The following is a 24,672-nucleotide window of genomic DNA, read 5'->3' as shown; positions in this document are numbered from 1 at the left end:
TATAACAATATTTATTGAACTTTTTAATAAACAACAGCAAAAACCTTTCATTTTATAAGCAAGAATACCAATAACATGATAAAAAGCCACGCTTGTAATACTATACTATCTTCTATCATAGCGCTGTTTACACAATAGACAGAAAAAGGGCACGCTTCTTTTGGAAACGTGCCCTATATATAATAATGTATAATACGGATTATTCTACATCATTGTTGTGGTCGAGAGAATCGTTGAAGTCTCTTGGAGCCTGCTCCTCACCGCGATGCTCATAACGACGAGGCTGACGAGCTGGACGCTCACCACGAGCCTCATGACGGTCGTCGCGACGTGGACGACGCTCACCACGCTCAGGACGTGGACGACGCTCACGCTCTACATAACCCTCTGGCTTCTCCATCAATACACGATGAGAGAGCTTGTACTTACCAGTCTTAGGATCTATCTCCATCAACTTCACCTTGATCTTGTCGCCTTCCTTGATACCAGCCTCTTCAACTGTCTCAAGACGCTTCCAGTCGATCTCAGAGATATGGAGCAAACCATCCTTACCAGGGAGAATCTCTACGAAGCAACCGTAAGGCATGATTGAACGAACTGTACCCTCGTACACCTCACCAACCTCAGGAACAGCTACGATAGCCTTGATCTTAGCCAAAGCTGCATCGATAGAATCCTTGTTAGGAGCAGATACCTGTACGTGACCCTTACCTTCAGTCTCCTCGATAGTGATAGTTGCACCAGTATCCTCCTGCATCTGCTGGATGATCTTACCACCAGGACCGATGACAGCACCGATGAACTCCTTAGGAATATCGAGAGCTACAATACGTGGAACCTGTGGCTTCATCTCAGCACGTGGCTCAGAGATAGTCTCCATCATGCAGTTGAGGATATGCTCACGACCAGCCTTAGCCTGCATCAAAGCCTCCTCGAGGATTTCAAAGCTCAAGCCATCGCACTTGATATCCATCTGTGTAGCGGTCAAACCATCACGGGTACCTGTGGTCTTAAAGTCCATATCACCCAAGTGGTCCTCATCACCGAGGATATCGCTGAGGATAGCATACTTGTCCTCACCTGGGTTCTTGATAAGACCCATGGCAATACCAGAAACTGGCTTCTTCATAGGAACACCTGCATCCATCAGGGCGAGTGTACCTGCACACACTGTAGCCATAGAAGAAGAACCGTTAGACTCCAAAATCTGGCTTACCAAACGTACTGTGTAAGGGAAGTCGGCAGGAATCTGACCCTTCAAACCACGCCATGCCAAATGACCATGACCAATCTCACGACGACCTACGCCACGCTGAGCCTTAGCCTCACCTGTTGAGAATGGAGGGAAGTTATAGTGGAGGAGGAAGCGCTGGTAGCTCTTCTCGAGCACACCGTCGATAAGCTTCTCATCCATCTTGGTACCGAGAGTACATGTAGAAAGAGACATTGTCTCACCACGCTGGAAGATAGCGCTTCCGTGAGGCATTGGCAGAGGAGAAACCTCGCACCAGATAGGACGGATATCAGTAGTAGCACGACCATCAAGACGCAAGCCCTCATCGAGGATGCAACGACGCATAGCATCGCGCAAAACGTCATCATAGTAGCGAGTAGCCTCAGCATGCTTCTCTTCGAGTTCATCCTCAGAAAGATCGGCATGTGCTGCGTCATACTTCTCGAGGAAGTCAGCCAAAACCTTGTCGAAAGCATCCTGACGTGCATGCTTCTCCAAAGCCTGATGATTGATATCATAAGCTGGCTTGTAAAGCTCAGTCTTGATCTGCTCACGGAGTTCCTCGTCGTTAACCTCGTGGTCATACTCACGCTTCACGTCAGTACCCTTCTCCTTAGCCAACTCATACTGGAGCTCGCACATAGGCTTGATAGCCTCGGCAGCCACCTTGAGAGCACCAATAAGATCCTGTTCTGAAACTTCCTTCATCTCGCCTTCCACCATCATGATGTTGTCCTTAGTGGCACCAACCATGATGTCCATGTCGGCCTCTTCCATCTGCTGGAAGGTAGGGTTAACAACATACTCGCCATTGATACGAGCCACGCGAACCTCTGAGATATAGTACTCGAAAGGAATATCTGAACAAGCCATGGCAGCTGAAGCAGCAAAACCAGCAAGAGCATCTGGCTGGTCAACACCATCGGCTGAAAGCAACATTACCTGTACATAGACTTCTGCATGGTAGTTAGAAGGGAAAAGTGGACGCAAGGCGCGGTCCACAAGGCGAGAGGTAAGGATTTCCTCATCGCTGGCTTTGCCTTCGCGCTTGGTGAAACCACCAGGGAAACGACCTGCAGCACTGTACTGCTCACGATAATCTACTTGCAAAGGCATAAAATCTGTACCCGGAACTGCATCCTTTGCTGCACAAACAGTTGCGAGAAGCACTGTGTTACCCATGCGGAGAACCGCAGCACCATCAGCCTGTTTTGCAACTTTTCCGGTCTCAATTGTGATGGTTCTTCCATCAGGCAACTGAACACTTTTTGTAATTACGTTCATCTAAAAATTTAAAAACTTATTGTTTTGTCTAACATCTAATATATAAAACGGCGCAAAGATACCTCTTTTATTATTAATAAGCAAAGAAAACCGCATTTATTTTCAAGTTTTTTGAATATTTTATTCTTTGCTGATGGTTTATTCCGATTTTATTGCTACCTTTGCAACCGATAATTTTGCAAAATAACAAGACACATGAAGATAACCAAACTCTATTCAGCTGCGGTCGTAGTAATGGCTGCACTGACTTTTGCTTCTTGCAACAACAAGAAGTTCCACATCAACGGAAACATTACCGAGGCGAAAGACTCCATGCTCTATCTGGAGAACATCAGCCTCGACGGACCTGTAGCTATCGACTCTGTAAAGCTCGGTGAAGACGGTTCTTTTGCCTTCGAGGAAACAGCCAAAGACTCAGTATGTCCTGACTTCTATCGCCTGCGCATTGCCGGACAGACCATCAACCTCTCCATCGACTCCACAGAAACCATCAGCGTGAAGGCTGCGTACCCAAGCATGAGCTACCAGTATACAGTGGAAGGTTCAGAAAACTGCAGCACCATCAAGGAGCTGTCACTCAAGCAGATGAAACTGCAGGCTCTCGTCAACGAGATAGCCCAAAATCCTAATGTAGGTGTCGACTCTGCCGATGTCATCATCGACCGTGCCATCAATGCCTACAAGCAGGATATCAAGACCAACTATATCTTCAAGGCTCCTATGATGGCATCATCTTACTATGCTCTGTTCCAGACTCTGCAGGTAGGACGTGTGAACACTCTTATCTTCAACCCACGCAACAACAAGGACGACGTCAAGGTATTCGCGGCAGTAGCTACAAGCTGGGACACTTACTATCCCAATGCCGAACGCGGAAAGAACCTGCACAACATTGCCATACAGGGCATGAAAGACATACGCATCATTGAGAACCAGATGGCAGCACAGCAACTCGATGCCAGCAAGGTACAGGTGAACGGAGTCATCGAACTCGCCCTGCAAGACAACAAGGGTGTGACACGCAAACTCACCGACCTGAAAGGTAAGGTGGTTCTGCTCGATTTCCATCTTTTTGCCGGCGAACAGAGCACCAAGCGAATCATGATGCTTCGCGAGCTATACAACAAGTACCATGCTGCAGGATTTGAGATCTATCAGGTATCAGTCGATCCCGACGAGCATTTCTGGAAGACATCCACAGCCGCCCTGCCATGGATAAGCGTACGCGATGAAGACGGCATTCAGGGAGCAAGTGTGGCTAAGTACAACGTACAGAGCATCCCTACTTTCTTCCTTATCGACAGAAGTAACACATTGCGCTCTCGCGATGTACAGATCAAAGACCTCGATGCAGCAATCAAAGCATTGCTGTAAGGGGTCTCCCCCATTCTTTCACAACACCCCTTCACCGCACACCCCTTTTTATTCTCCTATAAGACAGATGTTTATATCCATATAGAGGAAAACACTGAACCTAAAATAAACATAAACCTAAAAAGTCAAAAGATGAGACTTTTCATGACACGACTCTTTTGGTGCCTACAACCGCTTCGACAACATCGAGGGATTCGAGATTGCAGGCGAGGACAAAGTGTTCCATCCTGCTACAGCCCGCCATTTCTGGCAGCCAGGCAACGACACGTGGAATGAATGTATCACCGTGGTAAGCCCTGAGGTAAAGAAACCTGTTGCCCTGCGCTATTGTTTCAAGAACTTCCAGCTCGGCAACATGGCAAATGCAGGTGGACTGCCTCTATTCCCATTCCGCACAGACAACTGGTAAACTATCAAACAAGAATAAAACACAACCCATCATGGAGCATCCTCTAAGCAAATTCAAATTCTGCCCTATCTGCGGTTCAACACACTTCGAAATCAACAACTTCAAAAGCAAGAAGTGCGGAAGTTGCGGATTCACATACTATGCCAATCCAAGCAGCGCCACCGTAGCCTTTATCATGAATGAGAAAGACGAGCTATTGGTGGTAAGGCGCAAGAACGAGCCAGCCAAGGGCACTCTCGACTTACCTGGAGGATTCGTAGATATGGAGGAGACAGGCGAAGAAGGGGTTATGCGCGAAGTAATGGAAGAGACAGGACTGGAGGCTACATCCATAGCCTACCAGTTCAGTATTCCCAACCTTTATCTCTATTCAGGGCTCACCATCCACACACTCGATATGTTTTATATAGTAGAAGTGAAAGACCTCTCACATGTCGAGGCAAAAGACGACGCTGCAGAATACCTGTGGATTCCTCTGAACGAAATACGGATAGAGGAGTTTGGTCTGCGTTCCATCCGTCAGGGGCTCAGCCGGTTTCTAAAAAAGTCCTGAAGAGAAAAAGCTAAAATTGAAAGTACAAACTGCCATTCATGTTTCACCACATGTCTGGCTTTTTTGTTGATACCTTTATTCCAAAACAAGACTTGACTATTACAACAAGACAAAAAGCAGAAAAACCTGCCTTTTACCCTCATAAGACCGATTTTAGAGCCTTAAACATTAAAAAAGCAAAAAAAATCCCCATATAATAAGGTATAAGCAAAAAGTTTACTTACTTTTGCCAATCGAAAGAAAAATTGTATATAAGCTTATGCAAGAAAATTTAGTTATCGTCGAGAGCCCTGCAAAGGCCAAGAAAATCGAAGAGTACTTAGGAAAAGACTATAAGGTTATGTCCTCTTACGGTCATATACGCGACTTGAAAAAGAGGGAATTGAGTATAAACGAGCAGACCATGGAACCAGATTACGAGATTCCAGAAGAGAAGAAAAAGCTCGTTACCGAATTGAAATCGGCAGCCAAGAAAGCCAAGAAGATTTGGCTGGCTTCCGATGAGGACCGCGAGGGAGAAGCCATCAGCTGGCACCTTTGCGAAGTACTCGGACTGGATGAGGAGAAGACAAACCGTATCGTTTTCCACGAGATTACCAAACCAGCCATACTGGATGCCATAGAGCACCCACGCCATCTGGACATGAACTTAGTCAATGCCCAGCAGGCACGTCGTGTACTCGACCGTATCGTAGGTTTCAAACTCTCACCCGTGCTTTGGCGCAAGGTGAAACCTGCCCTTTCTGCCGGTCGTGTGCAGAGTGTTGCAGTACGCCTCATCGTAGAACGTGAGCGAGAGGTACAGAAATTCAAGAGTGAGCCATACTTCCGTGTGAATGCCATCTTTGCCCTCATCAATGAGAGCGGCAACGCAACCGAAGTAAAGGCTGAGCTCGACAAGCACTTCAAAACCCAAGAAGAAGTTGATGCCTTCCTCGAGAAGTGCATGGACGCACAATTTACCGTCGAAGCAGTGAGCAAGAAGCCATTGAAGCGCACTCCTGCGCCTCCTTTCACTACTTCTACACTGCAGCAAGAGGCTGCCCGCAAGCTGGGCTTCACCGTAAGCCAGACCATGATGATAGCACAGCGACTCTACGAAAGCGGACGTATCACATACATGCGTACCGACAGCGTCAACCTGTCTACTTTCTGTAAGGATGCCAGTGCAGCCGAGATCAAGAAGGTATATGGTGACAAATACAGCCAGACCCGCAACTATCACACCAGTTCGAAGGGCGCACAGGAAGCACACGAGGCTATCCGCCCTACAGACATGACCGCACTTACCATAGACGGAACCAATCAGGAGAAGCGACTCTACGAACTTGTATGGAAACGCACCGTCGCCTCACAGATGGCAGACGCACAGATAGAGAAGACAACCATCAATATCGATATAGACAACACTACAGAGAAGTTTGTCGCCAACGGCGAGGTAGTTGTCTTTGATGGTTTCTTGAAAGTTTACCGCGAATCAACCGATGAGGAGGAAAACGGCGAGGAGTCTTCACACATCCTGCCAGCCATGCGTCATGGCGACAAGCTGCAGCGCCGTGAGATAACAGCCACCGAGCGATTCTCTATGGCTCCTGCAAGATATACGGAGGCGAGTCTTGTAAAGAAACTCGAGGATCTCGGCATTGGCCGTCCTTCTACCTATGCACCAACCATCAGCACCATTCAGCAACGTGAGTATGTGCAGAAAGGTGACAAGAGTGGCACAGAGCGTTCATATACAGTCAGCACACTGAAGGGCATCAAGGTGACACAGAAGTTCAAGAAGGAAATGGCCGGCTCAGAGAAAGGCAAACTGCTGCCTACAGATATCGGCATCGTGGTCAACGACTTCCTGATGAAGAACTTCCCCGACATCATGGACTACAACTTTACTGCCAATGTGGAGAAAAAGTTTGATGATATCGCAGAGGGCAATACCGAGTGGAATAAATGGATGAAGAAATTCGACCAAAGCTTTGAACCCGAAGTGGACAAGGTGATAAATGCACGCAGTGAGCATAAAGCCGGCGAGCGTTCACTGGGAGTCGACCCAAAGAGCGGACGCCCTGTATTCGTCAAGATAGGACGTTTCGGACCAGTGGCACAGATTGGATCTGCCGAAGATAAGGAAAAGCCTCTCTTCGCACAGTTGCCTGCCGACAAGAGTATTGAGACCATCACACTCAACGAGGCTATCGAGCTCTTCAAGCTTCCCCGCGAAGTAGGCGAATATGAGGGAACACCTGTTACCATCGGTGCAGGTCGCTTTGGTCCTTACGTTCTCCACAATAAGAAGTATGTTTCCATCCCGAAGGACGAAGACCCAATGAACCTTACACTCGAAAGAGCCATTGAGTTGATAAGAGAGAAACGAGAGAGTGAGCAGAAACGCCACATCAAAGTATTCGATGAAGATACCAAGCTCGAGCTGCTGAACGGCCGCTACGGTCCCTACATTGCCTATGATGGAAAGAACTACCGCATTCCCAAGAACAAGCAGACTCATGTAGAGGAACTCTCATATGAAGAGTGTATGAACATCATCAAAGAGGCTCCAGAGCCTAAAGCAAGCCGTCGTAAGTAAGCCTATGAAGTCGATTATCATCATCGGATATATGGGCGCCGGAAAGACAACAGTCGGCAAAGCCCTTGCCAAGGAGTTGGGCGTCATGTTCTACGACCTCGACTGGTATATCGAAACTCGCATGCACAAGACCGTCAAGGAAATCTTCGACGAGAAAGGCGAAGAGGGATTCCGTATCATTGAGCACAACATGCTGCACGAAGTAGCCGAGTTCGAGAACGTTGTTGTAAGTTGCGGGGGCGGGACACCCTGCTTTTTTGACAACATGGACTATATGAACCAGTTGGGAACCACCGTCTATCTGAAGGCTACTCCCGAGACTCTCCACGCCCATCTGCAGATGGGCAAGGGCGTGCGACCACTGCTGCTAAACAAGACCCCCGAGGAGGTGGAAACCTTCATCAAGGAACAACTCAAACAGCGAGAACCCTTCTATCTGAAGGCACAGCACATCTTCGACATCGATGTAATCGACGATTACGACAAGATACAGAATACGGTGAAAAAACTGCGCCTGCAGTTGGGTATATAAAAAACCTCGGAATCAGGCTTCAAGCCGAAGGCTACAACGAGGCTACAAACTGAAACAACCCAATTAAAATATAACACATCACAACAAAACTACATTCATTCCAGAAGAAAAGAAATGAAGAAATGGACTATTGAAGACTCGAATGAACTCTACAACATCAAAGGTTGGGGCACTTCTTACTTTGGCATCAACGAAAAAGGAGATGTCTATGTAACTCCATGCAAAGACAATACGCAGATAGACCTGCGCGACGTCATGGACGAGTTAGCCCTGCGAGACATCACGGCTCCCGTGCTGCTCCGATTCCCCGACATTCTCGACAATCGTATCGAAAAGACTGCCAGTTGCTTCCAAAAAGCCAAGGAGGAATATGGATACAAAGGCGAAAACTTTGTCATCTATCCTATCAAGGTCAACCAGATGCAGCCGGTCGTAGAGGAAATCATATCGCATGGCAAAAAGTTCAATCTCGGTCTTGAGGCTGGCTCTAAGCCAGAACTCCACGCTGTCATTGCCGTACAGTGCCAGAGCGACTCGCTCATCATCTGCAACGGATACAAGGACGAAAGCTATATCGAACTGGCTCTCCTCGCACAGAAGATGGGCAAGCGTATCTTCATCGTAGTAGAAAAACTCAACGAGCTCGATATCATTGCCAAGACTGCCAAAAAACTCAACGTAAGACCCAATATCGGAATACGTATCAAGTTGGCCTCATCAGGCTCTGGCAAGTGGGCTGACAGTGGCGGCGATGCATCCAAGTTTGGTCTGACAAGCGCAGAGTTGCTCACAGCACTCAACAAGATCGACGAGATGGGGCTGCACGACTGCCTGCGGCTCATACACTTCCACATCGGAAGCCAGATTACCAAAATACGACGCATACAAACAGCCTTGCGCGAGGCTGCACAGTTCTATATCAACCTGCACAAGATGGGGTATAATGTCGACTTTGTTGACTGCGGAGGCGGATTGGGAGTCGACTACGACGGAACACGTTCTTCAAGCAGCGAAAGCTCCGTCAACTATTCCATCCAGGAGTATGTGAACGACTGCGTATATACGTTTGTCGACGCTGCCAACAAGAACAATATCGCACACCCTAATCTTATCACCGAAAGTGGCCGTTCCCTTTCGGCACATCATTCAGTACTCGTCATCGATGTACTCGAGACAGCCTCGCTGCCAGAGATGCCCGAGGAGTTTGAGGCCAAGGAAGAAGACCACCAGTTGGTAAAAGACCTGTATGATATCTGGGACAACCTGAACCCACGCAATATGCTCGAAGACTGGCACGACGCTGAGCAAATACGCGACGAGGCTTTGGAACTCTTCTCGCATGGCATCGTCGACCTCAAGACAAGAGCCGAGATAGAAGCCATGTACTGGAGTGTATGCCATGAGATTAACAATCTGGCAAAGCACATGAAACACATCCCTGAAGAACTGCGAGGACTCGACAAACTGCTTGCCGACAAGTATTTCTGCAACTTCTCGCTCTTCCAAAGTCTGCCAGACAGTTGGGCCATCGACCAACTCTTCCCTATCATGCCTATACAGCGACTCAACGAGCGCCCTGTAAGAAAAGCCACCTTACAGGACATCACCTGCGACAGCGATGGAAAAGTAGCCAACTTTGTGACCGATGGCCATATTGGTAATGTACTTCCGCTGCACGCACTCAAGAATAACGAGCCTTATTACCTCGGTGTCTTCCTCGTAGGAGCCTACCAGGAAATATTGGGCGACATGCACAACCTGTTCGGTGACACCAATGCGGCGCATATATCAGTAAAGGACGGCAAGTACAACATCGATCAGATCTTCGACGGTGAGACTGTGGAAGAGGTTCTCGACTACGTGCAGTACAACCCCAAGAAACTCGTTCGCCAATTGGAGCAGTGGGTTACCAAAAGTGTGAAAGAAGGTAAGATTTCACTCGAAGAGGGTAAGGAATTCCTTGCAACCTATCGCAACGGACTCTTCGGATATACTTACCTGCAGTAAACAGATAATCAAGATTCCTCATACAGAGGGCATATCAAAGTCTTAATAGGCTATTGATATGCCCTCTTTCTTTTCTTAGAAAGTGAACAGAAACCATATAGACAACCAACATTGGTCACAATAGAAGCCTCAAGCTGGTCATAATAGACGACAAACGTTGGTCATAATAGACGACCCATAATAGGCATAACAGACTATCATCGCTGACTATTATAACGTGATGGTTTAAGCCACCAACATGTTTCTTTGCAGAGATATGAAGGGCAACTTCATTTGTGGCTATATACATAAGTAGTCAACTATAAGTATGACTAAAAATAAGTAAGTCAACGTGAATTATAAATAAGTAATAACTGAGTCAACTCATATTATCAATAACACTTAGAGTGGGCAACTAAAATCATTAAACCACAAATAAAAGTTCTATTCAAAGCCTTTGGATTTCCGTTCAGAGCCTTTGAATGTCCGTTCAAAGCCTTTGAATGTCCGTTCAGAGCCTTTGAATGCGCGTTCAGAGCCTTTGAACAGACATTTCAAAAGCATGAACGGAGATTTTTCAACAAGAGACAGAACAAATTCATAAGAAACAGAAAACAAATGCGTAGTGCTAAAATAACTACTCATGGCTATAGGGGTGCCGAATAGTTACTAAAGATAATGTTTCTATTTAAATAACATTAAAAAGTAAGCAAAAACTTGCATATTTAATAAAAACCGTGTTATTTTTGCAACCGAAAATGAAGAAACTGTTACACATATCGTTTACATTCTTTCTTGCCGTGGTACTCGTTATCATGGGAAGCGGGGTAACATTTCTTCATTGCTCATGTTCCGGCAAGACAACCGTGATACTGTCGCATACAGCACAGAACGGCGGTAATTCCGACACCACCAAAGGATGCATGAAGGTAACAAGCGTACAGCTATCGCCTACGACGCAAATGCAGCCAACCGTTTTCGACTTTCATGCCTTCCAGCCTTTGATGGCGATTATTCATGAGTGGAAAATGCCTCATTTGTCTTTCATGGCAAAGAGAACACTGAGCAACATCATTCCCAAAACCGGATACAGTCCGCCACCAAAACTGTATCTCTATCTTATTGAAGTCCTGACCATTTGAACCTCCATCTTGCCAATTGAACCTCCATCTTGCCAACATGATGAAGGTTAGTCCCACTATGCGCATAAACCTCATCAGAAATAAGATAAAAAGATGAAAAAGGACAACGAAAAATAAGATAACAATGAACACAAAGCATACTTTACTTGGCATCGCCCTCATAATGCCACTGGCAAGCTTTGCCCAGAGCGAAGTGCAACCCAACGAAAAGAAAGACACAATAGCCGACCAGGAGATTAAGGAAGTAACCGTGGTGAGCCGCAAAGCTGGCGTAAGTCGACTGGCTGGAGCCATCAATGGTTCTATCATCAACAAAGACGAACTCTTCAAGGCTGCCTGCTGCAACCTGGGCGAGAGCTTCACCACCAATCCTTCAGTAGATGTCAACTATAGCGATGCGGCAACAGGAGCAAGACAAATCAAGCTGCTCGGACTTGCAGGAACATACGTGCAGATGATGACAGAAAACCTGCCCAACTTCCGTGGCGCAGCAGCCCCATTCTCTTTGGGCTACGTGCCAGGTCCATGGATGCAGAGCATACAGGTAAGCAAGGGAGCCTCATCGGTAAAAGCCGGATACGAAAGCATCACAGGCCAAATCAACGTGGAATATCTCAAGGCAGATGCCGAGCCTGGCGTGGAGGCCAACCTCTATGGCGATACCGACGGAAAGCTGGAAGCCAACGCCGCTGCCAACGTACATCTCAACAGCAAGCTCACTACCGAGTTGCTTACACACTATGAGAACAGATGGGGAGCCAACGATATGAACATGGATGGCTTCAAGGATATGCCCAACATTCTGCAATACAACTTGCAGAACCGATGGATATTCAAGTCGGAACACTACATGCTGCGTGCCGGCATCTCGCTCATCAGCGAACATCGTCGCGGAGGACAGACCCTTAAGGAGATGGACGATGACATGAAAAAAGCCATGGAGGGCAACGAACTCTATGGCATAGACATCAAGACCAACCGGTATGAGGCTTACATGAAACACGCGTTCATTCTCAATAAGGAGCACGGCACCAATATTGCCCTCATGACTACAGGATCCATGCACCAGGAAGATGCCCTCTATGGACATAAGACCTACTACGTGAACGAGAAAAACCTGTATGCATCACTCATGTTTGAGCACAACTTCAACAAGCAGCACAACCTCTCAACAGGTGTGAGCCTCAACCACGATTACTTAGGACAGCAATATCGTCTCACCGATGACCAGACTCAAGCCAAGACACGCGACAATGAGAAGGAAACCGTTCCGGGCATCTATGCCCAATACACCTATAATCTCAACAACAAGCTCATCATGATGGCAGGAATCCGTGCCGACCACAGCAATCTGTACGGCAACTTCGTCACACCACGTTTCCATGTGAAATGGCAGGCCAACGACATCATAAGCTTCCGCCTTTCAGCCGGCAAAGGCTATCGCTCAGTACATGCTCTTGCCGAAAACAACTATCTCCTGGCAAGCAGCAGAAGACTCGTCATCGACGACAACCTGCAACAGGAGGAAGCTTGGAACTATGGCATCAGCAGTCAGATGAACATACCACTGTTTGGACAGACACTCAAGCTCAATGCTGAGTATTATTACACCAAATTCCAGAACCAAGCTGTCATCAACTTCGACAGCAATGTACACGAAGTACGCATCTCCAATCTGGATGGCAAGAGTTATTCGCACGTGTTCCAGATAGACGCCACCTACCCCATCTTCAAAGGCATGACCCTTACAGCAGCCTATCGCCGCAACTATGTCAAGGAAACCTATGACGGCATACGTATGGACAAGCCTTTGCTCAGCAAGTACAAAGGTCTGGTTTCTGCCTCCTACAAGACTCCGCTCGGTCTTTGGCAGTTTGATGCCACCTTGCAGTTCAATGGCGGAGGAAGAATGCCACAAGCCTATACCCTTGCCAACGGTGAGCCTTCATGGGATCAGAACTTCAAGGCTTACACCTTGCTAAGTGCACAAATCACTCGTTGGTTCCGCCACTTCTCTATCTATATAGGAGGCGAAAACCTGACAGGTTTCAAGCAAAAGCACCCTGTAGTAGATGCCATGAATCCTTGGGGCAGCCAGTTTGACACCAATATGGTATGGGGTCCTATCAATGGAGCTATGGGCTATATCGGTATCCGTGTAAACTTCGGAAGACTCTAATCAAAAGGTGCTTTACCGACAGAATTCTCGCTTCGGGATAAGTAAAAACAAGAAATATTCATTATTAATTAAAGATTTTAATCATAAAAGAAAGGAAAAATTATGAAAAAGATTATGACAGTAACCGCCATGCTGGTATTTGCCATCAGCATGTTTGCAAAAGACATTAAGACTGTAGTGTTCACCACACTTCCACAGATGCACTGTGAGAACTGCGAGAACAAGATCAAGGGCAACCTGCGCTTTGAGAAGGGAATCAAACAGATTACCACCAGCGTACCCGACCAGAAAGTAACTATCGAATATGATGCCGACAAGACTACTCCAGAGAACATCGCCAAGGGCTTTGCCAAGATTGGCTACGAGGCAACTGTTGTAACTGGCGAAGCCAAGAAAAAAGGCTGTAGTGGCTGCAGCAAGAAAGCTGATGCTACTAAAGGCAACTGCTGCAAGAAGAACGGTGAAAAGAAAGAAGGCAGTTGCAGCGAGAAGAACGGCGAAAAGAAAGAAGGCAACTGCTGCAAGAAAGCTGAAGTAAAGAAAGAGGGCTGTGGAGGCTGTAGCAAGAAAGCTGAGGCAGTCAAAGGCAACTGCAGCACGAAGTAACGACAAGATAGGAGTAATACCTTTATTATAGAAAGAACCGTACTTAGTGTTAAAAGGACACGAAGTACGGTTCTTTTTTATTTCAGTAAACTGACTTACTTACATTACCCCAGTTTCTTTGCCTTTGACACACGAAGGGCAAAGGCAGCAATAACGACAAAGCAAACCAAAGGTACAATGAAGCCAACAGCCATGTCGGTTTCGCCAAGAGCACCCATCAGTACAGGAGCAATAGCTCCACCCACGATTCCCATGATGAGATAAGAAGAGCCACGCTTCGTACTGCCGGCGTCAAGCCCTCGCAATGCTAAGGCAAAGATAGTGGGAAACATGATGGACTCGCAAAGATAGGTCAACACCAAAGCCACTACAGCCAGCATACCAGCACCTAAGATAACCACCAGCATACAGACTGAGGCGCCCAAGGCACAGATCAACAGCAAGATGCCTGCCTTGACATAGTTCATGCCCCAACTGCCCAACAATCGACCAACAAAGAAGAAGCCCATACCGCCAAACGACAGCATCAAGGCAGCATCTCGAGCCGAAACAGAAGGAATACTCTCGGTGACATAATTGATAAAGAAACTGTTGATACCCGTCTGGGCAGCCACATAGAAGAAGATGGCTGTCAGACCGAAGACAAAGGTGCGGGAATGCCACAACGATACACCCGAAGCAGCCTCGGCAATCTGTTTCTCCTCTTTTATCTCAGGCAGCTTCACACGACCTATCACAATAGCAATAAGCAGCACAGCAATGCCTATAATGGTGTAAGGCAAAGCCACCGATCCACTGTTGCCATCAGCTCCACGGAAGACAAGAAGTCCTCCTACCAAAGGACCGACTATCCAGCCCAATCCATTGAGCGACTGAGCCAGGTTGAGCCTTGAGGCAGAGGTCTCCTCATCGCCAAGGACGGCAATATAAGGATTGGATGCTGTTTCCAGACAGGTAAGTCCGCAGCCTATCACAAACAAGCAGACCAGGAAAAAGTTGAACGACATAATCATCTCGCCCGGAATGAAGAGCAAGGCACCAATGCCATAAAGCACCAGTCCTGTAAGCACTCCAGCCTTATAGCCCCACTTGCGGATAATGATTCCGGCAGGTATGGCCATGATGAAATAGCCTCCATACACCATCGCCTGCACCAGGGCTGAACGAGTCTTGGATATGACAAGGGCATCCTGATAATGCTTGTTCAGAATATCGAGGATGCTATGAGCAAAGCCCCAAAAGAAAAACAGCGATGCTATGAGCACGAAGGGCAGCAGATACTGCCCGGGAACAATCTTCTTCATCGTCACGTTACTTTCTTCTTATCGTCAGTGTGATGGTCTCAGGATGAGCCTCGGCAAATTTCTTCACATCGTCTACCACTAAGGCCAGATATCCACCGCCACCTGCTCCAGGCATCTTCCATGCCTTCACATCAGGTAGAGCTGAATACTTGTCAATATAACCTTGGACACAACCCTGAATCATGGCAGGGAACATACTTACCTGAGCATCAAACGAAGCCTTGTAGGCACGGGCGAAAGCCTCATAATCCTTAGCCATAATGGCTTGCCAGCAGTCATCGGCAGCCTGAGCCAAAGCCTTTACCTTCACCTCGGTGATGTCCTTACCCTCGACCACAGAGCAGCCTGGTCGACGGGGCTCCATCGCTATCATGCAGAGATGTTCCTCCAGCCAGGAAAGTATCGACTCATCATCGCAACGCTCAAACTTCTCGGGCCAGAAACGGTTGTTGTAGTAATGACGGCACAAACCAGGAATACAGATTCCAATGGCATCCTGTGCTCCACTCACGATGCCATCATTGCGCTCAGGGTCGTTCTCGAAACAGAAGACCAACTTCGACAAGATTTCAGGATCCATATCGGGCAACTTCACTGGCCATATTTTCTTGATCATGTTTCGGGTGGAAGTGGAAAGTCCACAGCGCTCGCGCACCTCAAAGGTGGGAATCAACGACATGGTGATGGCCCAGCCTGGAGCATAACAACTCACGTAAGGCTGATCAATCCATGTACCAGCCAGATCAAGACGAGTTGGCAAGGCGCAGGTTCCATTCTTGATATCAGTACTCGAACGGGCTGTCAATCCCTCGGCTGGAGTACGCTCCAGCACTACATACTCGATACCATGCTCCTCGCAGAACTTTCGCTTGGTGTCGCTGCTTCCATCTTCATTCACGACAAACACATCGGGATGCAGGAACTCCACCGTCGGCACAAAGTCCATGATGCCCGAACCGGCATTGATGAATGCATCTTTCACGTATCGGATAGACTTTACCATGAACAGGCGTTCCTGCTCCGGATAGAAGGTTTTATGATGCTTATACTCCAAGATAGTGGAATCGGAACCTATGCCGACATACAACTCACCATACTGCGAAGCCTGACGGAAGAACTCCACATGTCCGCTGTGAAGAAGGTCATAACATCCGCTTACAAATACTTTTTTCATATCTGTTATTTATAATCTATTACTATTCACTTGCTTTAGCAATCGTGCAAATTTACAATTTTTCGCAGAAATAAAGGCACATTGTAGAGTTAAAGAAACAAAAGAGCCGACTATAAGTATAGGTTTTTAGCAAAATAGTTGTAACTTTGTACTGTCATTATCAAAATATAGACAGATATGGAGAAAGTAACAATCGTAAAGGTGGGCGGCGCCATCGTTGAGGACAACGAGCAACTGGCACAGCTCCTTACAGATTTTGCCGCCATACCAGGAAAGAAAGTACTGGTACACGGCGGAGGCAGACGCGCTACTAAAGTAGCAGCAGCCTTGGGTATAGAGAGCAAAATGGTGAATGGCAGACGCATCACCGACGCACAGATGCTGGAGGTGGTAACCATGGTCTATGGAGGCTTGGTCAACAAGAACCTTGTAGCCAAGTTGCAAGCCAAGGGCGTAAACGCACTCGGACTGACAGGAGCCGACATGGATGTGATACACAGCCACAAGCGCCCCGTCAAGGACGGAGTAGACTTCGGATATGTAGGCGATGTGGAACGCGCCAATGGCAAGATGCTGCAAACCCTTATCCAAGAAGGCATTACACCCGTTATGGCTCCGTTGACTCACGACGGAAATGGCAATATTCTGAATACTAACGCCGACACCATAGCCAGCGAAACAGCCAAGGCTTTGGCTCCCTACTACGATGTGACGCTGATATACAGTTTCGAGAAGAAGGGCGTGCTTTCCAATCCCGATGACGACAACAGCGTGATTCCTGTCATCACACGATCCGACTTCGAGAAATACCAGGCTGACGGAATCATCAGCGGAGGTATGATTCCAAAGATAGAGAACGCCCTTGCTGCCGTAGACGCGGGCGTGAAGGAGGTGATTATCACTCTGGCAACAGCCATAGACGGCAAACAGGGAACCGTCATTAAGTAAAGAACGAAGAGTGAAGAGCGAAGAATTCTTTTGCCTTTGATTCTTAATAAGAGTTAAAAATAGAAATAATTTAAGATTGGTTGTAACTTTCTTATAACATAGTCGTCATTAATAACAGAGGAATGAAAGAAATCAGTTTCCGAAACGATGTTTTGCCACTGAAGGACAAACTCTTCAGACTGGCTCTGCGCATTACTCTCAACAGAGAGGAAGCCGAAGACATCGTGCAAGACACACTGATAAAAGTTTGGAACTCGCGCGACAAATGGCAACAGTTAGACTCCATCGAAGCCTACAGCCTCACTATCGCAAGAAATCTCTCGCTCGACCGCATCAAGAAGATGGAGAATCAGAACGGATCGCTCGAAGATGAGAAGACAGAAAGGCCAGACGCCACCTCGAATCCTTCAGAACGAATGATTCAGAAAGACAAGCTGGACATCGTAAAGAGGATGATAGACGAACTTCCCGAAAAACAACGCAGCTGCATACAGCTACGCGATATTGAGGGAAAAGCCTATAAAGACATTGCCCTGATTCTCGGCATCACCGAAGAACAGGTAAAGATTAATATCTTTAGGGCTCGTCAAACAATAAAACAACGATTTCAACAATTCGACAAATATGGACTATAAGTACATCAAACAGCTTTTAGAGCGCTACTGGAATTGCGAGACCTCCCTCGAAGAGGAAGACATCCTCCGCACATTCTTCAGCCAGGAAGATATTCCTTCCGAGCTGGAGTCCTATAAGGCTCTCTTTACCTACGAGCTTGGCGAAAGCAAGAACGAGGCTCTGGGCGATGACTTTGACCAAAAGATGATGGACATCATAGAAAGCGAGGAAAGCCAGAAGCCAGAAAAGGCAAAGGTAATATCGCTGACAGAGCGCCTGAAACCTCTGTTCAAGGCTGCGGCTATGGTGGCTATTTTCCTTACTTTGGGCAATGCCGCCCAAGTACCTTTCCAGAAAGATGCCGAATACGTAGGAAATACAGGAAACGGACAATCGGTTCACGGTGTATCAGTAGCTGCCATTGCCGACTCGGTATCGGTCGACTCCATGCAGCAATCCAATATCAACCAAGTGGCTGCCGATCCGGCTTCCAACATACTGAAATGATAAATTTCTATGCTTTCTCTATAAAATCATGTTTAGTAAAACAACTCTGAAACTGTGAAGTTTCATTTCTCTCAAATTTTTCATAACATACTAACGTAATAGGGCTGCCAGTAATCCTGGCAGCCCATGTTATTTATATACGTTTATCTGGCCTTATCGCCCCAACAGCCTATGGCAGGAAGCGGATATAGGTTCTGTCGTCAAAACTCTTGTTGCCTTCTGCAAGGCCTTTGGTAGCTATGAAACAGCTGATATTTTGAGGATCGTTGGCAATTTGATTAGCCAAGGCTTCCTCACTCTCTGCCAGAGTAGGCTTGAGAAAAGGATAGCCATCGCTCGCCAATACAATCTCGGAAGAGGCAGAAACTGTCTCGGAAGAAGATACAGACACTACCTTTACCCCCTCCCGATAGATGGGGAATCCATCAATAACAGTATAAGTCTTGTTTTGTCCCGAAAGCATCGCCTCAACGAGCAAAGGCTCTATTTGCCTGCGAGCCTCAACAGGAAGCTTTCCTTCCTTTATCAAGTCAACTCGCTTCTCTGCAATCTCTTGCTCGTAGGGTTTACCATTCTCATAGAGTTTTCCGCCGATGAGAGCCTGACAATCGCCCACCATCCACACCTCTTGCCTTGCCCTGCTGTAAATAACGGCAGAAGCCGTAAGGCGTTCCTCGGGATGCTGCAACAATCGCTCAGCCACGCCCAAAGGCTTATACACTTTATCGCATATATAATGCGTGATACCTTGGCAGAAATCATCTGCCAAGGCATCCGCCTTCAATTCTTGTCTGATATATTCAGAGATGAGCATCATGGCATAACGACCATTCTTCATCTCCGGATTGAGATGCTTTGGGGTCTTGCTCGTACTGCCGTCTATCACGGCGATGAAATCATCGGTCACGACCAGTCCATCCTCACAGGCCTCCTGGCACTTCTTGCCAATAATGCTTTGTTCTATGATAATCATCTTATTATTACGGTTTTCTAAATCTTGCAACCAACTGCAGGAAACTCGGTATGAGAATGCACAAGGAGAAGCCTACGGCATAATATACCGTCTTCTCATCACCATGGAAGAGGTCGATAAGTTTGCCGTCGCTCTGAGGAAGAAGGTTGGTCAGGATATAAGCCATCGTGTTGTTGACCCAATGCAGCAGGATGCCTGGCACAAGGCTACGGGTGCGATAGTACATCCATCCTAAGAGAAGACCCATGAGCAGGGCATTGACAAACTGGGCTGCATTGCCATGCACAGCACCAAAAACGGCAGCCGAAATCATGATGGCAACCCAATGGTTGCGCTTGCTCATCATACCCAGCAAGGTACGGAGGATGGCGCCACGGAAGACAACCTCCTCGGTCAATGGTGCCAGGATGCCTACAGCCACATACCCCCAGGGCTCTTTGAGCAGCCCTTCGAATATGCGGCCTGTGGTCTCATCCATTTCCAGTCCGATTTGCTCATACACAAACTCAAGTGGAATCATGGCACCCAAAGCAAACAAAGCTACCCAAAGAAGAGTGAGCCAAGGTTTGGACAACAGATAGTTGCGAGAGATGGGAGTCCACTTGGTCTTCAGAAAAATGACCAGGGTAATCACACTGCTGAACACCGAGGTAAGGGCAAGCAGCACGGGATTGTGCCCCGAAAGCATGGCTGTTCGCACATCTGCCAGTTCCTCGTGCTGAACAAATGACCAGACAAGCATTCCCAAGAATGAAACTATAAGCTGTACTACGACAAACACAATGCCATACAGCAGAATATCCATAACACCTTTCTTTACCTCTTTCATCGTTTGTATCTGTTTATTTAAATTTGTTTCTATTCGTTCTCTTTATCTTTCTGCAACAGCGCCACAACGGTTTCCTCGTCTTCACGGAGTTGCTCTGCAAGTTCCTCTGGCGACTCGAACTTACGCTCGCCCCTGATGCGGTGCACAAAGCTCACCAACAGCAACTGACCATAAATGTCGCCATCAAAATGGAAGATATGTGTCTCGATCGTTGTGCGCTTTCCGCCGAAGGTAGGACGCGTGCCTATATTCATCATGCCCCACTTCATTTCCATCCCCTGTTCCAGCCTTACCTTGACGGCATAGACACCGGCGGCAGGAATCATTTGACACAAATGGGAGATGTCTATGTTGGCAGTAGGGAAACCTAATTTGCGACCCTCATGAAAGCCATTCACCACCTTGCCTACGATGGTATAAGGATAGCCCAAGCACATATTGGCAAGCTCCACCTCGCCTTCGCGCAGAAAGGAACGGATGACCGAAGAGGACACATTGATGCCGTCGAGCTGGAATGCGTCATTGCGAACTACCTCCATGTTCATCTCACGTCCATAGCGCACATAATCATCGAAGGTTTCCTCACGGTTGCGACCGAAGCGATGGTCGTAACCGATAAAGAGTGATTTCACGCTCAACTGATTGCACAGCACCTTGCTCATAAACTCCTTGGCAGAAAGCGATGCCATCTCTTTATCGAAATGCAGCACCACCACATTGTCTATATCGGTGCGGGAGAGGAGAAGCAACTTAGAGTCGAGTGTACTCAACGACTCTGGCTGATAGTCGCTCTGCAACACCTTGCGCGGATGCTCGTCGAAGGTGATGACCGTTGCCTCAAGTCCCTGGCTGTGGGCTTTCTCCACCAGCTGACGTATGAGATACTGGTGTCCTCTGTGCACTCCGTCGAAAAAGCCGATAGTGGCCACACAGGGCTTCAAAGACTTGATGGCAGTACCGTCTTTCAGCCTACATCCGTCCTGAATAGTATAATATACTGTTTTCATCTTGTTTTCCTGTCTTTATTCCTCCTGATGACACATTGCTCGCCTCACAGCACGATACAGTTCGCCTGCCCAAAGAACGAGCGAGGTTGAGCCAATAATGATTGCCCACTCTTTAAGCGAGAGAGGCTGGGTGCGGAACATTTCACCACCGAAAGTAACGATGAGCCACTGACCTGCCAAGACCAACAGAAGCACCAACTGCATGCCCTTATCCTGGAGGAAGTGACGGAATGCAGACCTGTTGCTGCCCAAAGTCTTTGCATTGAAGAGATTCCAGAACTGCAGCATCACAAACGTGGTGAAGAACCATGTCAGTTCGTGCGTATCGACTCCTCCCCTGCCGCGACGCTCACAATATACCAGGAAAGCAAACATCACGACAAAGAAACTGATGCCACAGAAAAGGATTCCTGCACCCATGCTGCGGGAAATGATAAAGTCGGAAGCCTTGCGGGGCTTTTCCTTCATCACCTCGTGCGAAGGAGGCAAAGAGGCTAAAGCCAAGGCTGCAAAGGTGTCCATTATCAGGTTGACCCACAATATCTGGGTAACGGTAAGGGGCATTTCGGTGCCTATAATCGAACCGCCAAGCACCAGGAGCAAGGCTGCCACATTGACCACCAACTGGAAAAAGAGGAAACGCTGAAGGTTGCGGTAAAGCGAGCGTCCCCACATCACGGCATTGGCTATCGACTTGAACGAATCGTCGAGCAAGGTCATATCCGAAGCTTCCTTGGCTACCGATGTGCCCGAGCCTAACGAAAGCCCGACATGAGCATAGTGGAGCGCCGGGGCATCATTGGTTCCATCGCCTGTTACCGCCACCACCTCGCCATGTTTCTGAAGCATGGCCACCAATCGCTGTTTGTCTGTAGGACGGGCACGGCTCATCACACGGATATTCCGTGCGCGTTTATAGGCTTCCTCATCCGAGAGAGCCTCCCACTGTTCGCCCGTTATCATCTGTACCTCAAGCGGAGTCATCTCGCCATCGGCCCCTATGCTTGTATTGTCTTCCTCGAAGATGCCTATCTGCTTGCCTATCTCGAAAGCCGTAGCTGCCGTGTCGCCCGTCACCATCTTGACTTCTATACCAGCCTTTCTGCACTCCTGCACTGCTGCGGGAACCTCCTTGCGCAGAGGATCGGTAATGGCAACGATAGCCTGCAAGGTCATCTTACCGTCTTCTGCCTTCTGATAGGCAAAGGCTAATGTACGCATCGCCTTGCGCTGGAAGTCAGCAAGCTCTTCCTGTGCTTTTTGCTTTTCCTTATCGTCCAAGTCGCACTTTGCCAGCACGATCTCGGGAGCTCCCTTCACAAAGAGATACTGTGTGCCTTCTGCAAGAACACGGGTGGACATATACTTTCGCTCGGTCGAGAATGGTTGCTGGCTCACCATGGTGCACTGTTTGCGCAACTCGGCATAGTCGTGCCCCTTAGCTTTGAGCCATAGCAGCAATGCCGATTCGGTAGGATTGCCTATACCTCGGTCGTTGTCCAGTTCGGCAGTGGTGTTGACGGCTATCGCCAAGTGGAGCAAATGTTCGCTTCCCTGTTTCAGCAAGAGGGTGTCCACCTGCATCTGGTTCTGCGTCAGCGTACCTGTTTTGTCGGTACAAATCACGGTGACAGCTCCCATCGTCTCACAGGCATGAAGCTTGCGCACAAGATTGTTCGACTTGAGCATTCTTCGCATATTGAGAGCCAAGGAGAGTGTGACGGCCATAGGCAAACCTTCGGGCACAGCCATCACTATCAGTGTGACGGCCATCATGAAATACTCCAACACAAGGTCGGCCATATAAAGATAATCCTTGCCTCCCCATACAGGATTGGTCAGGATGTCATGACCGAGAAACAGTACAAAAGCGGCTACCGAAACTATTGAGCCCACCTTGGAAATCATAGTAGCCAACTTGTCCAACTGTACATAGAGAGGAGTCTTCACTGCCGTCTGCTCGGTCGACTTGGCCGCCACCTTGCCTATTTCAGTAGCATCGCCTACTGCCGTCACCCTGAATTCTCCACGTCCATTCATCACCATGGTAGAACGCAAAACCACATTGCGGGCATAAGCTCCGTCGCCACCTCCCTCGAGCGATTTCTCTGTCATAGGCTCACCGGTAAGCGATGACTCGTTGATTTGCAAATCGGTACAAGAGAGCAGGACGCCATCGGCTGGCACCTCGTCGCCCACCTCTATCAACACAATATCGTCTACCACTACATCGCGGCGGGGAATCTCTATCACCCTCCCGTTTCGGCGCACCTTTACAGGCTGTTCCTCGCTCAAGGCTGTAAGGATATGAAACTTCTTGGCAGCATCCCGCTCGAAATAGAAGCCCACCGTTGTGGCCAAGAATACAGCCACAAAGATGCCTGTCGTCTCCATAAAGTTGTGCTCTATGAAAGCCAGGACCAGAGAGATCAAGGCTGCTACAAGAAGGATTTGGATAATGGGATCGCGATACTTATCCAAATAGAGTTTCCATAAGGATATACGACGAGGAGGTGTGAGAACATTGAGTCCACACCTCTTTCTACTTTGTCCAACTTGCTCGTCGGAAAGACCTGAATTACTATTTATTTCTTTTGCCATTTGTCATGAAGCACTTCGAGTGCTATAAGATGATGGTGCAAAGATACGGCATTTTTCTGATTAATCGAAAAAAATGCCCAAAATATTTGGTTATTTAGCAAAAAGCTATTACCTTTGCAGTCGAATTGCAAAATTCACGGACTTGTAGCTCAGTTGGTTAGAGCAACAGACTCATAATCTGGAGGTCCCAGGTTCAAGCCCTGGCTGGTCCACGCTTCTATTACAGCGACTTATGCTTCGGCGTAGGCCGCTGTTTTTTGTTTGATGAGAAATATGATCATGAAAGATTTACGCAGAAAACAAGTAATATCCATCCAATACTACAACTCACCTTGTGGCGAAATCATCTTGGCATCGGCAGGCGACTGTCTATGCCTGTGCGATTGGAACAAAATGCCATGTGCCGAACGCAACAAGCACCGGCTCATGCGACGGCTGAATGCAGAATGCATCATTGCCCCCTCTGCCGTCCTGGAAGAAACAAAGAAAGAACTTGATGAGTATTTCGCAGGCAAGCGCCATACATTCGAAATTCCCTTACATCCCGTTGGTACCGTCTTCCAAAAACAAGTATGGCAAGCCTTACTTGAAATTCCGTATGGAGAAACAAGAACTTACAAAGAGATTGCACAAAAGACAAACAAGCTGAAAGGTATAAGGGCTGTGGCACAAGCCATCGGTGCCAATGGCATCAGCATTCTCATCCCTTGCCATCGCGTCATTGGCACCAACCGCTCACTGACAGGATACGCAGGAGGCATCGAGGCAAAAAGATTACTGCTGAATATCGAATGTCAAAATACGCCTTATGGCTGAACCTACAACTTAACT

General features: G+C 47.7%; 19 protein-coding genes, 1 tRNA gene and 1 pseudogene. 14 read left to right on the top strand and 7 right to left on the bottom strand.

Annotated elements, in window-relative coordinates; all coding sequences use genetic code 11:
• Positions 1 to 199: 199 nt before the first annotated feature.
• Positions 200 to 2,518, bottom strand: a complete 2,319-nt coding sequence (pnp, locus tag P3T48_RS01355) for a polyribonucleotide nucleotidyltransferase (RefSeq protein WP_276505334.1) — start codon at positions 2,516 to 2,518, stop codon at positions 200 to 202.
• A 195-nt stretch (positions 2,519 to 2,713) separates the two neighbouring features.
• Here pnp and P3T48_RS01350 point away from each other — a divergent pair, with 195 nt between their 5' ends.
• From P3T48_RS01350 to P3T48_RS01310, 9 genes and pseudogenes are all read left to right on the top strand, one after another.
• Positions 2,714 to 3,892, top strand: a complete 1,179-nt coding sequence (locus tag P3T48_RS01350; protein WP_158462287.1) for a thioredoxin-like domain-containing protein — start codon at positions 2,714 to 2,716, stop codon at positions 3,890 to 3,892.
• 217 nt (positions 3,893 to 4,109) lie between these two features.
• Positions 4,110 to 4,301, top strand: coding sequence for a hypothetical protein (locus P3T48_RS01345; protein WP_276505333.1), 192 nt, complete (start codon positions 4,110 to 4,112; stop codon positions 4,299 to 4,301).
• Between the two features lie 31 nt (positions 4,302 to 4,332).
• Positions 4,333 to 4,854, top strand: coding sequence for an NUDIX domain-containing protein (locus tag P3T48_RS01340; protein WP_276505332.1), 522 nt, complete (start codon positions 4,333 to 4,335; stop codon positions 4,852 to 4,854).
• Between the two features lie 259 nt (positions 4,855 to 5,113).
• Positions 5,114 to 7,438 (top strand): type I DNA topoisomerase, encoded by a 2,325-nt coding sequence (gene topA / locus P3T48_RS01335; RefSeq protein WP_276505331.1) that lies wholly within the window; start codon positions 5,114 to 5,116, stop codon positions 7,436 to 7,438.
• 4 nt (positions 7,439 to 7,442) lie between these two features.
• Positions 7,443 to 7,970 (top strand): shikimate kinase, encoded by a 528-nt coding sequence (locus tag P3T48_RS01330; protein ID WP_022251252.1) that lies wholly within the window; start codon positions 7,443 to 7,445, stop codon positions 7,968 to 7,970.
• A gap of 114 nt (positions 7,971 to 8,084) precedes the next feature.
• A complete protein-coding gene (gene speA / locus P3T48_RS01325) occupies positions 8,085 to 9,977 on the top strand; it encodes a biosynthetic arginine decarboxylase (RefSeq protein WP_022251251.1) in 1,893 nt (630 codons plus the stop codon).
• Between the two features lie 737 nt (positions 9,978 to 10,714).
• The gene (locus P3T48_RS01320) at positions 10,715 to 11,098 is read left to right on the top strand and encodes a hypothetical protein (RefSeq protein WP_276505330.1); all 384 of its coding nucleotides are present in this window, start codon (positions 10,715 to 10,717) and stop codon (positions 11,096 to 11,098) included.
• Between the two features lie 124 nt (positions 11,099 to 11,222).
• Positions 11,223 to 13,277, top strand: a complete 2,055-nt coding sequence (locus P3T48_RS01315) for a TonB-dependent receptor plug domain-containing protein (protein WP_276505329.1) — start codon at positions 11,223 to 11,225, stop codon at positions 13,275 to 13,277.
• Between the two features lie 102 nt (positions 13,278 to 13,379).
• A pseudogene (locus P3T48_RS01310) lies at positions 13,380 to 13,670 on the top strand (heavy-metal-associated domain-containing protein); the annotation flags it as partial.
• Positions 13,671 to 13,987: 317 nt separating this feature from the next.
• On the opposite strand, the gene P3T48_RS01305 reads toward P3T48_RS01310, so the two are convergent.
• Together P3T48_RS01305 and P3T48_RS01300 are read right to left on the bottom strand one after the other, a co-directional pair.
• Positions 13,988 to 15,187, bottom strand: coding sequence for a sugar MFS transporter (locus P3T48_RS01305; protein WP_276505328.1), 1,200 nt, complete (start codon positions 15,185 to 15,187; stop codon positions 13,988 to 13,990).
• A gap of 7 nt (positions 15,188 to 15,194) precedes the next feature.
• Positions 15,195 to 16,361: an FAD synthase family protein gene (locus P3T48_RS01300; RefSeq protein WP_276505327.1), complete on the bottom strand. Its 1,167-nt coding sequence runs from the start codon at positions 16,359 to 16,361 to the stop codon at positions 15,195 to 15,197.
• Between the two features lie 177 nt (positions 16,362 to 16,538).
• Here P3T48_RS01300 and argB point away from each other — a divergent pair, with 177 nt between their 5' ends.
• The 3 genes from argB (at position 16,539) to P3T48_RS01285 (ending at position 18,431) form a co-directional block, all read left to right on the top strand.
• A complete protein-coding gene (argB, locus tag P3T48_RS01295; RefSeq protein ID WP_276505326.1) occupies positions 16,539 to 17,309 on the top strand; it encodes an acetylglutamate kinase in 771 nt (256 codons plus the stop codon).
• A gap of 122 nt (positions 17,310 to 17,431) precedes the next feature.
• Complete coding sequence (locus tag P3T48_RS01290; RefSeq protein ID WP_276505325.1) at positions 17,432 to 17,944, top strand: GFO_1088 family ECF-type sigma factor; 513 nt, start codon at positions 17,432 to 17,434, stop codon at positions 17,942 to 17,944.
• Positions 17,934 to 18,431 (top strand): PG0215 family putative anti-sigma factor, encoded by a 498-nt coding sequence (locus tag P3T48_RS01285; protein WP_276505324.1) that lies wholly within the window; start codon positions 17,934 to 17,936, stop codon positions 18,429 to 18,431. The genes P3T48_RS01290 and P3T48_RS01285 overlap by 11 nt, the downstream gene beginning before the upstream one ends.
• Before the next feature lie 169 nt (positions 18,432 to 18,600).
• On the opposite strand, the gene P3T48_RS01280 is transcribed toward P3T48_RS01285, so the two are convergent.
• Genes P3T48_RS01280 through P3T48_RS01265 form a run of 4 tightly spaced genes read right to left on the bottom strand, consistent with a single transcriptional unit; the run spans position 18,601 to position 23,841 of the window.
• Positions 18,601 to 19,404 (bottom strand): hypothetical protein, encoded by an 804-nt coding sequence (locus P3T48_RS01280; protein ID WP_276505323.1) that lies wholly within the window; start codon positions 19,402 to 19,404, stop codon positions 18,601 to 18,603.
• Between the two features lie 7 nt (positions 19,405 to 19,411).
• The gene (locus P3T48_RS01275; protein WP_276505322.1) at positions 19,412 to 20,233 is read right to left on the bottom strand and encodes a CPBP family intramembrane glutamic endopeptidase; all 822 of its coding nucleotides are present in this window, start codon (positions 20,231 to 20,233) and stop codon (positions 19,412 to 19,414) included.
• Positions 20,234 to 20,262: 29 nt separating this feature from the next.
• Positions 20,263 to 21,240: a bifunctional riboflavin kinase/FAD synthetase gene (locus tag P3T48_RS01270; protein WP_276505321.1), complete on the bottom strand. Its 978-nt coding sequence runs from the start codon at positions 21,238 to 21,240 to the stop codon at positions 20,263 to 20,265.
• Positions 21,241 to 21,255: 15 nt separating this feature from the next.
• Positions 21,256 to 23,841 (bottom strand): calcium-translocating P-type ATPase, PMCA-type, encoded by a 2,586-nt coding sequence (locus tag P3T48_RS01265; protein ID WP_276505320.1) that lies wholly within the window; start codon positions 23,839 to 23,841, stop codon positions 21,256 to 21,258.
• 138 nt (positions 23,842 to 23,979) lie between these two features.
• On the opposite strand from P3T48_RS01265, the gene P3T48_RS01260 reads away from it, so the two are divergent.
• Together P3T48_RS01260 and P3T48_RS01255 are read left to right on the top strand one after the other, a co-directional pair.
• Positions 23,980 to 24,053: transfer RNA gene (locus tag P3T48_RS01260), tRNA-Ile, on the top strand.
• A 67-nt stretch (positions 24,054 to 24,120) separates the two neighbouring features.
• Entirely contained in the window at positions 24,121 to 24,657 is a 537-nt protein-coding gene (locus P3T48_RS01255; protein ID WP_276505319.1) for a methylated-DNA--[protein]-cysteine S-methyltransferase, read from the top strand.
• The last annotated feature ends 15 nt before the right edge of the window (positions 24,658 to 24,672 follow it).

Origin of the sequence: Segatella intestinalis (assembly GCF_029348455.1) — a bacterium.
In the GTDB taxonomy this organism is placed as follows: domain Bacteria; phylum Bacteroidota; class Bacteroidia; order Bacteroidales; family Bacteroidaceae; genus Prevotella.
Note: the sequence above shows the minus strand (reverse complement) of the source record. Positions and strands in the feature narration are given on the sequence as shown.

What these genes read in the sequence shown, in the direction of transcription:
- pnp (WP_276505334.1), bottom strand. Translation starts at nt 2,518, where the DNA reads ATGAACGTAATTACAAAAAGTGTTCAGTTGCCTGATGGAAGAACCATC.
- P3T48_RS01350 (WP_158462287.1), top strand. Translation starts at nt 2,714, where the DNA reads ATGAAGATAACCAAACTCTATTCAGCTGCGGTCGTAGTAATGGCTGCA.
- P3T48_RS01340 (WP_276505332.1), top strand. Translation starts at nt 4,333, where the DNA reads ATGGAGCATCCTCTAAGCAAATTCAAATTCTGCCCTATCTGCGGTTCA.
- topA (WP_276505331.1), top strand. Translation starts at nt 5,114, where the DNA reads ATGCAAGAAAATTTAGTTATCGTCGAGAGCCCTGCAAAGGCCAAGAAA.
- P3T48_RS01330 (WP_022251252.1), top strand. Translation starts at nt 7,443, where the DNA reads ATGAAGTCGATTATCATCATCGGATATATGGGCGCCGGAAAGACAACA.
- speA (WP_022251251.1), top strand. Translation starts at nt 8,085, where the DNA reads ATGAAGAAATGGACTATTGAAGACTCGAATGAACTCTACAACATCAAA.
- P3T48_RS01320 (WP_276505330.1), top strand. Translation starts at nt 10,715, where the DNA reads ATGAAGAAACTGTTACACATATCGTTTACATTCTTTCTTGCCGTGGTA.
- P3T48_RS01315 (WP_276505329.1), top strand. Translation starts at nt 11,223, where the DNA reads ATGAACACAAAGCATACTTTACTTGGCATCGCCCTCATAATGCCACTG.
- P3T48_RS01305 (WP_276505328.1), bottom strand. Translation starts at nt 15,187, where the DNA reads ATGAAGAAGATTGTTCCCGGGCAGTATCTGCTGCCCTTCGTGCTCATA.
- P3T48_RS01300 (WP_276505327.1), bottom strand. Translation starts at nt 16,361, where the DNA reads ATGAAAAAAGTATTTGTAAGCGGATGTTATGACCTTCTTCACAGCGGA.
- argB (WP_276505326.1), top strand. Translation starts at nt 16,539, where the DNA reads ATGGAGAAAGTAACAATCGTAAAGGTGGGCGGCGCCATCGTTGAGGAC.
- P3T48_RS01290 (WP_276505325.1), top strand. Translation starts at nt 17,432, where the DNA reads ATGAAAGAAATCAGTTTCCGAAACGATGTTTTGCCACTGAAGGACAAA.
- P3T48_RS01285 (WP_276505324.1), top strand. Translation starts at nt 17,934, where the DNA reads ATGGACTATAAGTACATCAAACAGCTTTTAGAGCGCTACTGGAATTGC.
- P3T48_RS01280 (WP_276505323.1), bottom strand. Translation starts at nt 19,404, where the DNA reads ATGATTATCATAGAACAAAGCATTATTGGCAAGAAGTGCCAGGAGGCC.
- P3T48_RS01275 (WP_276505322.1), bottom strand. Translation starts at nt 20,233, where the DNA reads ATGAAAGAGGTAAAGAAAGGTGTTATGGATATTCTGCTGTATGGCATT.
- P3T48_RS01270 (WP_276505321.1), bottom strand. Translation starts at nt 21,240, where the DNA reads ATGAAAACAGTATATTATACTATTCAGGACGGATGTAGGCTGAAAGAC.
- P3T48_RS01265 (WP_276505320.1), bottom strand. Translation starts at nt 23,841, where the DNA reads ATGGCAAAAGAAATAAATAGTAATTCAGGTCTTTCCGACGAGCAAGTT.
- P3T48_RS01255 (WP_276505319.1), top strand. Translation starts at nt 24,121, where the DNA reads ATGAAAGATTTACGCAGAAAACAAGTAATATCCATCCAATACTACAAC.